Raw genomic sequence first — 15,686 nt, forward strand, 5'->3', positions numbered from 1 at the left:
CCCTATTTGGTTTATGTCAAAGCATCCCGATAAATTCCCTTTGTTCCTTTAGCTGCACGAACTTTAAGCCGGATGACATAAGGTTCATCCGGATTCTTCTCAGGGATAGATATGTTATACTCGTTACGGGCTGTTTCGACAACATTCATCTCTTCGCCGGTTCCCAACAAGGCAGCTTTTTCAACTGAAATTCCTTTCGGAGTTTTTACCACTAGACGTTCACTATATGGTTGATTAAATACTATCATATACACTTCACCATTTTTGCCGCGTGTGTAATATCCCCAATCCTGTTTGTCGAATCCGGCATAATCACAAGCATAGACAGCTTCTCCATAACGGTGCATCCATTTGCCGATAGCTGTAGCCAACGCTTTTTCTTCCGGACGAAAATCTCCATCTGCCTGCGGGCCAAAGTTTACAACCATATTTCCACCCATAGAGACAGCATGTACAATACGATCAATTACCTCAATCGGAGTTTTGACATAACTCAATGACCAGTCTTTGTGATATCCCCATTGGTTTTCAGGAATAGTCATACAAGCTTCCCAGTCCCATTGCGTTACTTTAAGATCTTTCACCGGATCGGGCAGCCGACGCTCGTAACCGGATTCATAGTCTCCCATCAGGCGTCCGTTACTGTCGAAATGGCGTTTTCCATTATCATCGGCGCGCAGACGGCTGTTAATAGTAACGCCTGGCAGCATTTCTTTCAACATTTGCTCCGCATGAGCAGTCCACCAGCCATTCTTCTTGATACTGGCATCCCATGTACCGTCAAACCAAAAATCTTTCACTGTCGGGTAACGCGTAGCCAATTCTTTCAACTGATTGTCCGTAAATTCCAGAAAGCGGCTGAATGCAATACTATCTTCTTCGGATTTGATACTATAACGGTAGTCGGGATGGCTCCAATCCATTACAGAGAAATAAAAGTGCACATCAATGCCTTCGTCATTATAGGCTTTTACCATTTCGCCCAATACATCTTTTTTATAAGGAGTATTCGCAACCGTATATTTTGAATATTTGCTTGGCCACAAACAGAAGCCTTCATGATGCTTCGTTGTAATCTTTACGTACTTGGCACCCATTTCTTTCGCCATTTTAGCCCATTTCTTTGCGTCAAATTTTGTGGGATTCCATTGTTCCATCAATTTCAACCATTCGTCAGCAGGTACTTTTGCCCAACTTTTCAACCATTCGGCTGCTCCACCATACACTTTCCCATTCCATTCTCCTCCGGGAATGGCATATAGTCCCCAATGGATAAAAGCCCCCAGACGATTATCGCGGAATTTTTGCATAGCAGGATCTTGTCTTTTACCGTCATTCGTAGCTCCATATTTCAAAGGAATCTCCTTTTTAGTCTCCTGGGCAAAGGTTACAGAACCGACAGTAATTAATAATAATAGCAGCGTTATCAATTTGCTTTTCATGTGATAAATAATATTAGAGGTTCAATGATGCACTAAAAATTAAAGCACCGTAAAAGTATAGGAGACATACAATTTCCATAAACGTAAATATTGCAAAAAGAAAGCTTGTGAATCCGCATGGAAGAAACGACCACATTTTATGGAAGATTTGGGTACATTTTGCTTCTTCTTTCCAATTTCTCACAAGTTATACCCCACACAATTCTAGCAAATAACAACCACAAAACAAGCTTATAAGAACCTGTCCAAATCTGTACGGTTATGGATTAATTCATTCTACAAGCTCTTGTCTTATGCATCTTACAATAAAATAGACTAAGAACCTATATGAATGATGTATTTTGTTTCTATTCACTAATCGCCGACCTCTGTTGCCTATCTAGCCAACTAGAGTCGGCTGTTTAGACAACAGTAGTCAGCTAGATAGACAACAATAGTTGGCTTCTCATATGCAAACTATTTAATTTGATAAGATTGTCATAGCTGAGATGAAGGCTACGAACTGTGAAGATACAAAACTGCGAAAGTGTAAACACTGTGAAGGCGTGAAGACCGTGAAGAAGAAAGTTACTCTTTGTCTGTTCACAGGGAACAGCTGTCAGACAGATAATTATCTTCCAGTGAAGAAAGTGAAAGAGATGGATTCAACTTTATTGCGTCTTTAGTCATTTTCGGTACGATTCGTCCATTTCAAAATGGAAATGAACAAATCAGGACTACTCTCCTTTTTTACTCCGTACTACTTGTGGAGCAACTCCAAAATATGATTTGAAGGATTTACTGAAGTAACGAGGTGAAGAAAAACCTAATCGGATAGAAATCTCTGAAATATTAAACTCGGAATGGTTCTTTAACAGAAACATAGCTTCATCAAGTTTTACTTTTAAAATAAACTCATTCGGGGTCAATCCGGTTATCTGTTTGAATTGCATATATAGTTTGCTGCGCCCCATACAAAGTTCAGAAGCAAGTGTCGTAACATCAAATTCCTGATTTTCAAAATTCTCTTTTATAATACTGACACATTTCACCAGCAACTCCCTATCACGTTCATTAATAACTTCCGGTACAGAAGACTCTGTTACTGTTTTATCTGCATAATGAGCGATCAGGCGCTTCTTATTCTTTATGAGATTATTGCAACGGGCTAATAATACCTTTACATTAAATGGCTTCGTTACATAATCATCCGCTCCGAACATCAAACCTTCCACAACATATTCTACAGAAGTTTGGGCAGTCAGCAGAACTACAGAAATATGAGAAAGTTCCACATTGGTTTTAATCTTATAACATAATTCCTTTCCTGACATTTCAGGCATCATCACATCACTCACTATCAAATCAGGCTGTATTTGTTGTGCCATCACCCAACCTTCGCGCCCATTCCGTGCAATATATACCTTATACATCGGTAAAAAGATGTCCTCCAACATAGATAATAATTCTTCATTATCATCAACCAAAAGAACAGCAGGCTTATCTCCTTTCACACTTTCTTGCAGAGACGGATGTTGTGCCGGCTCAACAATCTGATCATGAATGGGAACGGTCTCCTGAACAATAACCGACTCCCGTCCCTCCGTAACCGCCATCTCTTCATCACTAAAATGCCGGTTTCCCAAAGGAAGAAACAAAGTAAACTTAGTCCCCTTACCTACTGTACTCTCCACATCTATCTTTCCATGATGCATAGTCATAATTCCTTTAGCCAAAGCCAATCCGATTCCTGTCCCCAAAGTAAAAGCTGAGGAAGAATTGTCTGTCTGATAGAATCGGTCAAAAATCTTCGAGATCTGTTCTGCCGGGATTCCTATACCTGTATCACAAACCGAAACCAAAGCCTGGGAAGCAATTTTTCTGACCTCAATCGTTATCATACCTTTATTAGATGTATATTTAAAGGCATTTGACAACAGATTAAAGATCACTTTTTGCATTTGTGTCGAATCAAACCATACGGAAATTGATTCTTCCACATGATTAAAACGATAATTGATTTCCTTCTTTTGAGCATATTCATAAAAGCACATATAAATCTGACGAGTAAAAGTGACTAAATTTTGTTCTTCTACCTTCAGTTTCAAATATCCTTGCTCCTGCTTACGGAAATCAAGCAATTCGGATATCAGGTCCCGCATATGCCAAGCGTTTTTATAGATACGAAGAATACGGTTATACACAGATGTACTTAATTTATCCATTTGCATCAACACTTCAATCTGTCCTAGGATAAGAGTAAGTGGAGTGCGAAACTCGTGAGAAATATTTGTAAAAAAACGTAGTTTTGCCTGATTTAGTTCTTCAATTCTCTCCTTTTCTTTCCGCTCAAATTCCAAAGAAGACTTTAAAGCAGCCTGCCGTGTTTTAAAACGGATAAATGCGATCATTACCCCTAGTAAGCAAAGGAGATAGAAAAGATATGCCCATATAGTAGCATAAAAAGGGGTGGAAACATGTACATTCAAATAAATCTCACTCTCCGGCTTCGGGTTATCCCATGAACGAACCCTAAGTATATAATCTCCGGGAGGCAAATTTGTATAAGTAATTGTGGTTCCGGAAGTTTGAGTCCAGGTCTTATCAAAACCCTCCAAGCAATATTCAAACAAACGGTTCTGCTCATTATTATAATCAAATGTGGCAAATTCCACTGTTATGTTATTTTGCTTGTAACTCAAAAATATATCCGACGTCTTTGCCAGTATATCAGACAAAATACCTGTATTGTCATTAGGAATGATCTCCTCATTAAAAATAAGTAACTTATCAAAATTCAAGAAATTTCTGACCGGTGTTGCATATAAGGATTGTTCCTGAAACAAGGCTAACCCATTGGTACCACCTATAAAAATAACCGATTTCTCACTACGATATAAAGCGGAGCCTTGACTATAAGTCTGATTGAAGAGATGATATGTATCTTCTACTGTCTCTTTTTCCCGACTAAAGACAGAAAGCCCTTTTCCATGTAAAAGATAGAGCCTTTGGTCTTCAACCGATTCACATATATAATAACAGTAATCACTCGGAAGGCTATGATTCAAAGTACTGTATGATTTAAAAGCTTGCTCTTTTTCCTGATATTTGAATATTCCCGAACCTATCGTACAGAAATATACATCTCTTCTGCTATCCTCAAAGATATGCACAACTTTAAATCTCCCTATTGCAGCAGTATCCTTGGCATCCAATAGGTAACGAGTTACCTTCGATGATGGTAAATGCACACAAATAACCCCTCCACTAGCCGACGCAAGCCACATACGATGACGGCTATCAATCAAAAAGGTTTCATATGCATATTCCCGGCTCACCAACTTTTGAATAGTAGTATCTTCCGAAAGCGGAGAAAATTTCTCCGTCATCGGATCCATAAAAATCGGACCACCCTGTGTCAAAAGAGCAAGCCCACCCTTATACTCTTGAATATCATTCACAATCTCATGCGGCAAGGATGCCGGATTTCCCCTTATATGATGAAGTGTATGTCCTTTGTTTGACTTTAAGTCCAAAATGAACAATCCTCCCAAATGGGTACCTACATACAACCGGTCATTCTCTGTCCGATAGAATATTGATTTCAGATTATCACTTCCTATACTTTTCGTATCTTCCGGATTATGCTGATACCGGATAAAGCTTCCCGTAGCCGCATGATAACAATTCAAACCTCCTCCCTCTGTGCAAATCCACAAATTCCCTTTATTATCTTCTGTCATTTTACCGACAACCGGAAAACTCAGGCAATCTTCCTGTAAAGGTTCCGCATAATAGAAATGATTATTTATTTTATCAGGATTAAAGACATTCACTCCCCCATAATAAGTTCCAATCCAAATATTGCCTTGCATATCTTTATGAAGGGACAGAATCGAATGATGACTCAGCGTATTTGACGAATCTCCATAACGCGTATAATGGCTCCATTCATCAACCGCCGGATCATAACAGTCGAGCCCACGGAAGGTCCCTATCCAAATACGTTTAAAATTATCTTCCAATATACACCGAACCTGATTGTTCGACAATCCCTTTTCTCTTGAATCATCTCTATAATGCGTTATCTCACGGGTAGCAGAAATACGGAATGCCCCATCCCAAGTGCCTACCCATATATTGCCGTCACTATCTCCTGAAATACATTTACCTCTGCTGAACGAAAACAACACGTCCTGTCTGGCAAGATTCTTACGGGAAATGGCAATCAAATGCCTGGATGTTACGACCCATATCGAATTCTTATTTACATATAAGGCTTCTCCTGCTCCAACCTGCAATCGGGTTACAAAAACCAAATCAGGATTATTATCTGTATAATAATAAATACCGGTGCCACAACTGACCCAAAGAGTATCTCCTTCACAGAATATACCTCTTACATCTTTCTGTCGTAAACAAGTGAATTGTTCTTTATAAATATCCAACTTGACCAAGTCATTTCCAGAACGGATATATACCTTTCCTTTTTTATCCCCACACAATTCATTGATTTCGTTATTCGTCAATCCTTGGCCATCTTGTGAGGGACGGAATATTTTCACTTCCTTGCCGTTATATCTGTTCAAACCTTCCGTTGTCCCCAACCACACCACACCTAACTCATCCTGATAAATGGAAGGAATGCAAATCTGAGACAACCCGTCCGAGACTCCCAAATGTTTAAAATAGTAGTCTTTTCCGCTGGCTATTGTCATGCACAGCAAGCTCAAAATAACAGCAACGAAAACTTTTCCTTTTTCAGATATAATCAAACCTCTCATTTAGCCAAACACAATAAAAGATTAAGATACTTCATCAATCCTGTAACGACTGTCTGTCGGATACGAATTGGTTGATAGTATAAGTGCCTGCTATTTGTAAGTCCGTAACCTTACTATTTAAGAGTATTATAGGGAAGGGATACAAAAAAGGGCACAAACACACTTTCCTTCATTGCTTGGTAAGGCTCTAGCAAAGCCCGAAGTTCAAATAAAGAAAAAGCAGTCTACGCCCTTGGATAAGGGTATAAACAATGCTTAGACTTATTATTTTGAACTTCCTTTTAAATTTGCTAGATTTAACCAAGTCAAATAACTGCCTACAAGTTATACAATATGTCTTTTAATTAATATTCCTAAAATATACCTCCTTTTTGTTTGAATTTGCCCACAAAGTTAAATAAAAAAGACGAATATACGCAAAGAAACAATAAGTTATATCAAAAACTATCAGCATTACTTCAGTAATCACCCACCCAATCCAACTTTTAAGTAGATTTATTTGACGATTCTTGCTAAAATACAGGCTCACAGTTTTTTTCTTAAAAGAAATCATCGGGTTTTACAGCTAAAACCCTATCTTTGTCACAAACTAAAAGAAAAATTGGATGTTTAACTCATTTTCATTCCATAAGGATTCCGTTCTGTAAATAATCTGTAAACCTTCCTCTCATTACAGATTATCCCTTATGTTTTCTGACATACTCTTGTCAGAGTTATTTTCTATATCTAAATTTTCAAACTATTTGTATGGTCAAATGGTTGCAAGCATCATTATATGCCTCCATTCGCCGTACAACTAAAACATTAAAACAATGAGTAACGATTTTAAATCAATCCACGAATTCGATTTTACACTGATATGTAATTACTTCAAGGCATTAAAACGTCAAGGTCCCGGAAGTCCTGAAGTCACACAAAAAGCCGTAAGCTTCATCAACGAACTGTCCGACAAGGCACGAATAGCCGACATTGGCTGTGGCACGGGCGGTCAGACAATGGCATTAGCCAACTATACGAAAGGAGAAATTACAGGTATCGACCTTTTCCCCGACTTTATCGAGCTATTCAACAAAAATGCAATAGAAGCCCATTGTGAAGACAGAGTAAAGGGTATTGTCGGCTCCATGGACGCTCTTCCGTTTCAAGAGGAAGAGCTCGATCTGATCTGGTCCGAAGGCGCTATCTATAATATAGGATTCGAACGCGGCATGAACGAATGGAACAAATTCCTGAAAAAGAACGGATTTATCGCTGTAACGGAAGCCTCGTGGTTCACCCCGGAACGTCCCTCCGAAATAGAAGACTTCTGGATGGCCAATTACCCGGAAATCGATACGATCCCAAGAAAGATAATGCAAATGGAAAAAGCAGGATATATCCCGACAGCCCATTTCATTTTACCGGAAAATTGCTGGACCGAGCATTTCTATGCTCCCCAATTCCCCGGTTCAGGAAGCTTTCTTAAAGGAATATGCAGGAAATGACGCAGCCGCAGACCTCATCACCGGGCAACGGTATGAAGAGAGCCTATATAATAAGTATAAAGAATACTACGGCTACGTATTCTATATAGGACAAAAAAAGAGATTGATTATCTGCCGGAGAAGTTAGCAAGATAGGACAACTCTCCGGCATTTATTATCCTTTACTTTGCAGAAAACATGGAGACGAAAGATATCAATAAACAGGAATATCAGTTACGGATCAATAAAGTGACCGACTATATTCACAATCACATAGACCAGCCGTTATCATTACAGAAAATGGCAGGTATCGCCTGCTTTTCTCCTTTCCACTTCCATCGCGTATTTACAATCCTGACGGGCGAAACGCCTACGGATTATATCAAACGCACCCGGATTGAAAAAGCAGCCCTATTATTAAAACGAAACAAGGAACTTTCCGCCACCGAAATCGCCCGCCTTTGCGGCTTTAGCAGCCTTTCACTTTTAAGTCGCAATTTCAGGTTACATTTCAGTATGACGATCCGGGAGTTCCGTTCATTAAAATAAAACTCTAAAGAATATGGAAAAAGAAAATAAGATTCTGATTTTTCGAACTTCTATCACCCAAAGGCGTGACATCAAGCGCATAGGAGAGCTTTTGGCAGAGTTCCCCCAAATAGACAAATGGAATGTGGACTTTGAGGACTGGGAGAAAATATTAAGAATCGAGTGCAGGGATATCTCTGCACTCGAAATATCGGAAGTACTCCGGAACAATCATATTTTTGCCACCGAACTGGAATAAAACCGGGAAGAGAAAACCTCTCAAACTCCCAACAATTGTTTCAATTCAGCCACTCCTTCAGAAGCTCCCTTCTGAATTACATGTATCGAACGGGAAGTATGCGTATCTACCGGTTTCGGATCAATCAGATACACCTCTGCTCCTCTCGGTACATAATGAAGCAACCCCGCTGCAGGATATACATTAAGCGACGTACCGATAATAACGAAAATATCCGCTTTCTCCACGTATTGGATGGCTGTTTCAATTTCCGGCACAGCTTCTCCAAACCATACGATAAAAGGTCGCAATTGAGTGCCGTCGCCGGCCTTGTCTCCCATCTTCACTTCATATTCTTCCGGTTTCAGTTCTTTTATGTAATGGGGATTATGAGGATCTCTACTGGAACACACCTTCGTCAGTTCGCCATGCAGATGAATGATGTGGCTGCTCCCGGCACGTTCGTGCAGGTTATCGATATTCTGTGTCACCACCGTTACATGGAAGTTTTTCTCCAGTTCTGCCAACAATTCATGTCCACGGTTCGGCTTTACTTCCAACAACTGTTTCCGACGTTCATTATAGAAATTAATCACCAAAGCCGGGTCACGCTGATAACCTTCAGGAGTAGCCACCTGCTCCACAGGATATTTATCCCACAAACCGCCTGCATCGCGAAATGTACTAATCCCACTCTCGGCACTCATACCCGCACCCGTCAAAACTACCAGATTCTTCATTACTATTCCTCCTTCTTTTTTAATAGCCACACAAATGTAATCAGAATCATCGAATAAAAGAACACTTTCTTACGCTTAATATAATCCGGTTTATGCAGAACTTTAAGATGAAAGATACAGATAGTTAGCATTATTTATGGCAACAACTATTCGTCTGACTACTGTTATTCTTTCGTCTGACAGTTGTCAGACGAAAAAACAACAATTGTCAGACGCAAGTTCAACAGTTGTCAGCAGGGCAGACGCATTATATTTTTTACTATCCCACTCCTGTTTTCATTCTATTTATATAATTGATTATTAACTTATTAATTCTTTCTTATTTCGACTATTTTCCTTATATTTATAAGATATTATAAAACATAAACTAACATGAAAATAGGGATAATTGACCTTTGTAAACAAATAGAAGATCCTAGAATGAACCGTAAAAAAGTCCATAAAATGGAAACCATCGTCTATATATCCATTGCTGCTGTAATTTGTGGTGCCCAATCCTGGAATGAGATTGAGGAATTTGGCAATGCCAAAATTGCTTTTTTCAAAAGTCGCATACCTAATCTGGAGTTCATACCCAGCCATGATACTTTTAATAGATTCTTTAGCATCATAAAGCCCGAATATTTTGAGTTGATCTTCCGTAATTGGGTCAAACAAGTCTGTCAGGAGGTGAAAGGGGTTATAGCTATAGATGGCAAACTTATGCGTGGTCCAAGTAAATGTGACGGAGAACATACGACGGGAAAGGAAGGATTCAAATTATGGATGGTTTCCGCATGGTCCGCTGCCAATGGAATTTCTTTAGGACAAGTGAAGGTGGATGATAAAAGTAATGAAATTACCGCTATTCCATTGTTACTAAACTCTTTGGATCTCAATGATTGCATTGTCACAATTGACGCGATGGGCTGCCAGACAGATATAACACGGACCATCATTGAGCGTGACGCAAATTATATTATAGCTATAAAGGATAACAAGAAGAAAAACTATCAACTGGCCAAACAGATCATTGAAGATTATCAGGATAAAGACGAAATAATCAATAGAGTCACCAGGCATGTGTCCCAAAATACCGGACATGGAAGGATAGAGACAAGAACTTGTACTGTAGTTAGTTATGGACCTATAATGGAAAAAATGTTTAAAAAGAAACTTGTGGGACTGAAGTCTGTTGTTGGGATAAAATCGGAAAGAACAATAGTGGCAACAGGAGAATATACACAAGAGGTAAGATACTATGTAACTTCAATGGATAATACCAAACCGGACGAAATTTCCTCTGCCATCAGACAGCATTGGTCTATTGAAAATAATCTGCATTGGCAACTGGATGTTACCTTTCGAGAAGACTATAGTAAAAGGTCAAAAATGCAGCCAGAAACTTTTCCGCAGCAACAAAAATGGCACTTACTATCCTGAAGAAGGATAAAACAACTAAAGGAAGTATGAATCTAAAAAGGCTAAAAGCTGGGTGGGATGAAAAATATTTATCAAAACTTTTACAGGATAATGATTTTTAATGCGTCTGCCCTGCAGTTGTCAGACGATTAATTATCTACATAAACCAACCTAAATAATAAGAATAAGCCGATTAAATCCTACGAATAAAAGGACTAATTCTTAAAAGAAAAGCGATTAACTTTCACAGATATAAGAATTTTTAAATAGCAAATGCTAAATCATTCAAATAAAACACGTACTTTTGCGATTCATAAATTTGCAATTGATTGAAAGCTAAAACCATGATGGTGATGCATTTCAATCGCCAACAAAAAACATTATATGGATAAATTCAGTTACGCTATTGGCCTCGGAATTGGTCAAAACTTATCAAGTATGGGAATCGGAAACCTTGCGGTAGATGATTTCGCACAAGCAATCAAAGACGTATTGGAAGGCAATCAGACGGCTATCAGCCACAATGAAGCCCGCGAAATAGTAAACAAGTATTTCGAAGAACTGGAAGCTAAAATGGGTGCCGTTGCTATCGAGCAAGGACAGGCTTTCCTCGAAGAAAACAAAAAAGGACCGGGGGTAGTTGTTCTTCCCAGCGGACTACAATATGAAATTATCAAAGAAGGTACAGGCAAAAAGCCGAAAGCTACCGACCAGGTAAGATGCCACTATGAAGGAACATTGATCGACGGTACACTGTTCGACAGTTCTATCCAACGCGGAGAACCGGCTGTATTCGGTGTCAACCAAGTAATCCCGGGATGGGTGGAAGCGTTGCAGCTGATGCCGGAAGGTTCTAAATGGAAACTGTATATTCCGTCAGAACTCGGCTATGGCGCAAGAGGTGCCGGGGAAATGATCCCTCCTCATAGCACACTCATTTTTGAAGTAGAATTACTCGAAGTATTATAAATAAAAAATTTCAAAGCAAAATGAAAAAAGTTAGTATTTTTATGGCAATCGCCGCTGCTGCAAGCCTTGCTTCTTGTACAGCTCAAGCTCCTAAAGCAAATCTGAAATCAGACATCGACTCACTGTCTTATTCTATCGGTATGGCTCAGACTCAAGGTCTGAAAGGCTATCTGACAGGTCGTCTGGACGTTGATACTACCTACATGGCAGATTTCATCAAAGGTTTGAACGAAGGCGCAAACAAGACTAGCAAAAAAGACATCGCTTACATGGCAGGTCTGCAAATCGGTCAGCAAATCAGCAACCAGATGATGAAAGGTATCAACCAGGAATTATTTGGCACTGACTCTACTAAAACTATCAGCAAAGAAAACTTCCTGGCAGGTTTCATCGCAGGTACTTTGGAAAAAGGCGGCGTAATGACCATGGAAGCAGCTCAAGAATACACTCGTACAGCTATGGAAACTATCAAAGCAAAAGCTTTGGCAGAAAAATATGCTGACTACAAAGCTGAAAACGAAAAATTCCTTGCTGAGAACAAGACTAAAGATGGTGTAAAAACAACTCCGAGCGGTCTGCAATACAAAGTAATCACTGAAGGTAAGGGTGAAATTCCTGCTGACACTTGCAAAGTGAAAGTAAACTACAAAGGTACTTTGATCGACGGAACAGAATTCGACAGCTCTTACAAACGTAACGAACCGGCTACTTTCCGTGCTAACCAAGTAATCAAAGGTTGGACAGAAGCATTGACTATGATGCCTGTAGGTTCTAAATGGGAACTTTACATCCCTCAAGACCTTGCTTACGGTGCAAGAGAATCCGGCAACCAGATTAAACCGTTCTCTACTTTGATTTTCGAAGTTGAACTGGTAAGCATCGAAAAATAAGGAAGTTCTTTCTAAATAGAAAAAGGAAAGAGGCGCAAAACATTTGCGCCTCTTTTTTTGCTTTTTCCTATTTTTTTTCTCGGAAAAGAAGAATAATTAAAATAAATCTCTATATTTGCTTACTATTTGATAACAACAGGAAATTACAATTTATTATTATGGAAAGAATAGACAACCTCGACAGGCAGATCTTAGAGATTATCTCCCAGAATGCCCGCATCCCTTTTAAAGACGTAGCAGCCGAATGTGGAGTGTCACGCGCAGCTATTCATCAGCGTGTGCAAAGACTGATTGACCTAGGTGTCATTGTAGGCTCTGGTTACCATGTTAACCCGAAATCGCTGGGATACAGAACTTGTACCTACGTGGGTATCAAACTGGAAAAAGGATCCATGTACAAATCTGTCGTAGCGGAACTACAAAAGATTCCCGAAATTGTGGAATGTCATTTCACTACAGGCCCGTACACAATGCTGACAAAGCTTTATGCATGCGACAACGAACATCTGATGGATTTGCTGAATAACAAAATGCAAGAAATACCGGGTGTGGTAGCTACCGAGACATTGATTTCTCTGGAACAGAGTATCAAGAAAGAAATCCCCATCCGCGTTGAAAAATAATTATGATGGAGTTTCTAAATGAATATCACCTCGCAGGGTTATTCATCGGAATATGTACCTTTTTGATTATCGGCCTTTTTCACCCCGTCGTGGTAAAGGCCGAATACTATTGGGGTACAAAATGCTGGTGGATATTCCTGATACTCGGCATAGCCGGTGTGGTCGCCTCATTAAGCATCGATAATGTGATTTTATCTTCTTTGCTTGGCGTGTTTGCGTTTTCTTCCTTCTGGACGATTAAAGAGGTTTTCGAACAGGAAGAACGGGTACAAAAAGGATGGTTCCCCAAGAACCCGAAGCGCAAATATAAGTTCTAAAAATAAAGTATCGTAGTTTTTTATCAAAAGGATTTGCATAATTCGAGGGAAAATACTACTTTTGTCACCGCATCCAACAAAGGATACACCGGACTTGTAGCTCAGTTGGTTAGAGCAACAGACTCATAATCTGGAGGTCCCTGGTTCAAGCCCAGGCTGGTCCACTGAAAAATTCCTGTAAGTGAAACACTTGCAGGAATTTTTCCTTTTATAGCTATCCTCCAACTAGAGGAAAGATAACTGAAATCATACAATATCTACCCGATATTGCTGCATTGTTGTTCTTTAATTGTTCCTAAACAGGTAAAAACAACAGAGGCAGAAATACAGAAGAATAAACAATAGGGGAATAACACCTATAATATTAAGCTTTAGAGTACCCAATATTAAATAATTCCAAAGTGTTTCAGCGCCTTACAAAGCCCGTCATTCTCCACCGTATCAGTAACAAAATTGGCTGAAGCCTTGACTATCTCCGATGCATTTCCCATCGCCACTCCGATTCCGGCAGCTTTCAACATAGGAATATCATTACCACCATCACCGCAAGCCATTATTTCCGTCATTCCGATCCCATAATAATCAGCAAATACCGAAAGCCCGGTTGCCTTACTTATTCCTGCCACATTCACATCAGCAAATAAAGGATGCCAGCGTGACAAGGAAAGATTAGGCAGAAACGGCATCACTTTTTGTTCCATCTCATCATCGATATAAAAACAAAGCTGACAGCACTCTTTCTTTTCAAACAGATCTTCAATGTCTACAACGGCCGGAATAGGGTGTTCCACGATTTTAGCAATCTGTTCGACAGTCGGAGTCAGACGATTGACAAACACACCTTCATCCAATTCAATAGCGACTGCAAAATCAAAGGCCTTTGCTATTTCCATGGCTTTCTTAAAATCATCTTTCGGAATAAGGTGCTTTCTTATCACAGTGCCATCCCGCAAAACACAGTCGGCTCCATTCAACGCGATAATTCCGTCATACGGAACATCAGCTATTTCATGAAGGTCGCCCGCCGCTCTACCGGTAGCAATGGTTATTCGAATTCCACCGTCATGAATCTTCCTAAGGGCATCAACAGAGGATGGCAACACTTTATGAGTTTCAAAACTTACCAATGTTCCATCCACATCGAGCATGATCGCTTTTATCATAACATTTATATCTTTATTCATTCTTCGACAAATTAAGGGAAGCAAATCGACTATCCTCGACTGATAAGTCAGAGCAGTCAATTAACCAGTGACAAAGTTACTGAAAAAATTCCCATAACAAATACAGACCTCCAACACATAAAATAAAAAAGGCAAAAGGATCTCGTTTCCTTTTGCCCTATACCTATTGATACCAACTGAAAATTGATAGTAAACGTTAGCGGAAGTCCTTCAACTCTTCCTGTAATTTCTGACGGGTAAAGAATATGCGGCTCTTTACAGTACCTAACGGAAGATTCAACTTTTCTGCAATCTCACGGTACTTGAATCCTGAAACGTGCATAGCAAACGGAACTCTGTATTCTTTCGGCAGAGCATTGACTACACGGCGCATTTCCTTTAAATCGTAAGCTCTTTCCGTACTTTCAAAACCTGAATCCTGCGGCAGGTTTAGGTGATAAAGGTTCTCAGTCTGATCGACAAATGTCTGGTCGCGCACTACTTTGCGGTAATTATTAATAAAGATGTTCCGCATTATCGTATACATCCATCCTTTGAAATTTGTGTCGGGAGTATATTTATCTTCGTTATCCAATGCTTTTAATGAGGTTTCCTGCAACAAATCGTTTGCTTCTTCACGATCGGTCGTCAGTTTATATGCAAAACGGAGTAATTCATCCTGTACTCCTATCAGATCTTTCTTGAAGCTTAAACTTTTCATATACGTTATTTTTTTAATTGTGAGTATTCGTTATCATTATTTTGATGCTGCAAGTTTACGGGTTTTCAACAAATGTGACAGGTGAAGAACAGACATTGTTTAGGGGAAAATCTATCGGCTGATAGAATTTAGGTCATTTCTGATAGTATTCAGGTGGTTTTGAGACTGTCTTTATAGCGAAAATCCCATTTTGAAGCCACACCTGACTCAAAATGGGATAACACAAACAAAACAAACAATATTAGCGATTTTCACAAACAGCTGTCTTTTTCATCTTTAAAAATTCATAAGACTTAATTTAGAATCTGTTGCTAGAACATTCTAATTGTGGGAGCAAAAGTATTATTTTCCGGCAAAAAGAAACGTAGGATTTAAGAATAGTTATAAAGAATAATTGTTTTATGTATAAAAAATTGTGTCTGACTATT

11 protein-coding genes, 1 tRNA gene and 2 pseudogenes are annotated in these 15,686 nt (G+C 39.3%); 9 read left to right on the plus strand and 5 right to left on the minus strand.

All coding sequences use genetic code 11. The features are described from left to right. Nucleotides 1–11 precede the first annotated feature (11 nt). Together NXX38_RS04845 and NXX38_RS04850 are read right to left on the minus strand one after the other, a co-directional pair. Nucleotides 12–1,442: an alpha-L-fucosidase gene (locus tag NXX38_RS04845; protein WP_258978710.1), complete on the minus strand. Its 1,431-nt coding sequence runs from the start codon at nt 1,440–1,442 to the stop codon at nt 12–14. Between the two features lie 716 nt (nt 1,443–2,158). Beyond that, nucleotides 2,159–6,139: a two-component regulator propeller domain-containing protein gene (locus NXX38_RS04850; RefSeq protein WP_258978711.1), complete on the minus strand. Its 3,981-nt coding sequence runs from the start codon at nt 6,137–6,139 to the stop codon at nt 2,159–2,161. 878 nt (nt 6,140–7,017) lie between these two features. On the opposite strand from NXX38_RS04850, the pseudogene NXX38_RS04855 reads away from it, so the two are divergent. From NXX38_RS04855 to NXX38_RS04865, 3 genes and pseudogenes are all read left to right on the plus strand, one after another. Continuing rightward, nucleotides 7,018–7,816, plus strand: a pseudogene (locus NXX38_RS04855) (class I SAM-dependent methyltransferase). Nucleotides 7,817–7,866: 50 nt separating this feature from the next. Next, nucleotides 7,867–8,217 (plus strand): helix-turn-helix domain-containing protein, encoded by a 351-nt coding sequence (locus tag NXX38_RS04860; protein ID WP_004302575.1) that lies wholly within the window; start codon nt 7,867–7,869, stop codon nt 8,215–8,217. A 13-nt stretch (nt 8,218–8,230) separates the two neighbouring features. Then, complete coding sequence (locus NXX38_RS04865; protein WP_004311131.1) at nt 8,231–8,455, plus strand: hypothetical protein; 225 nt, start codon at nt 8,231–8,233, stop codon at nt 8,453–8,455. A gap of 20 nt (nt 8,456–8,475) precedes the next feature. On the opposite strand, the gene NXX38_RS04870 is transcribed toward NXX38_RS04865, so the two are convergent. Further along, complete coding sequence (locus tag NXX38_RS04870) at nt 8,476–9,174, minus strand: NAD-dependent deacylase (protein ID WP_148365696.1); 699 nt, start codon at nt 9,172–9,174, stop codon at nt 8,476–8,478. A 372-nt stretch (nt 9,175–9,546) separates the two neighbouring features. Here NXX38_RS04870 and NXX38_RS04875 point away from each other — a divergent pair. From NXX38_RS04875 to NXX38_RS04900, 6 genes and pseudogenes are all read left to right on the plus strand, one after another. Continuing rightward, a pseudogene (locus NXX38_RS04875) lies at nt 9,547–10,697 on the plus strand (ISAs1 family transposase). A 262-nt stretch (nt 10,698–10,959) separates the two neighbouring features. Further along, the gene (locus NXX38_RS04880; RefSeq protein WP_008775241.1) at nt 10,960–11,544 is read left to right on the plus strand and encodes an FKBP-type peptidyl-prolyl cis-trans isomerase; all 585 of its coding nucleotides are present in this window, start codon (nt 10,960–10,962) and stop codon (nt 11,542–11,544) included. A 20-nt stretch (nt 11,545–11,564) separates the two neighbouring features. After that, the gene (locus tag NXX38_RS04885) at nt 11,565–12,434 is read left to right on the plus strand and encodes an FKBP-type peptidyl-prolyl cis-trans isomerase (RefSeq protein ID WP_009001118.1); all 870 of its coding nucleotides are present in this window, start codon (nt 11,565–11,567) and stop codon (nt 12,432–12,434) included. Nucleotides 12,435–12,592: 158 nt separating this feature from the next. Next, nucleotides 12,593–13,057, plus strand: a complete 465-nt coding sequence (locus NXX38_RS04890) for an Lrp/AsnC family transcriptional regulator (RefSeq protein ID WP_004302580.1) — start codon at nt 12,593–12,595, stop codon at nt 13,055–13,057. A gap of 5 nt (nt 13,058–13,062) precedes the next feature. Next, entirely contained in the window at nt 13,063–13,374 is a 312-nt protein-coding gene (locus NXX38_RS04895; RefSeq protein ID WP_148365852.1) for a DUF4491 family protein, read from the plus strand. Nucleotides 13,375–13,464: 90 nt separating this feature from the next. Beyond that, nucleotides 13,465–13,538: transfer RNA gene (locus tag NXX38_RS04900), tRNA-Ile, on the plus strand. 222 nt (nt 13,539–13,760) lie between these two features. Here the strand turns inward: NXX38_RS04900 and NXX38_RS04905 are convergent. Beyond that, nucleotides 13,761–14,537, minus strand: a complete 777-nt coding sequence (locus tag NXX38_RS04905; protein WP_234133115.1) for a Cof-type HAD-IIB family hydrolase — start codon at nt 14,535–14,537, stop codon at nt 13,761–13,763. A 217-nt stretch (nt 14,538–14,754) separates the two neighbouring features. Continuing rightward, complete coding sequence (locus NXX38_RS04910) at nt 14,755–15,258, minus strand: RNA polymerase sigma factor (protein ID WP_148365742.1); 504 nt, start codon at nt 15,256–15,258, stop codon at nt 14,755–14,757. Nucleotides 15,259–15,686: the final 428 nt, after the last annotated feature.

The organism is Bacteroides sp. BFG-637, from assembly GCF_024793605.1.
GTDB classification, from domain to species: domain Bacteria; phylum Bacteroidota; class Bacteroidia; order Bacteroidales; family Bacteroidaceae; genus Bacteroides; species Bacteroides vicugnae.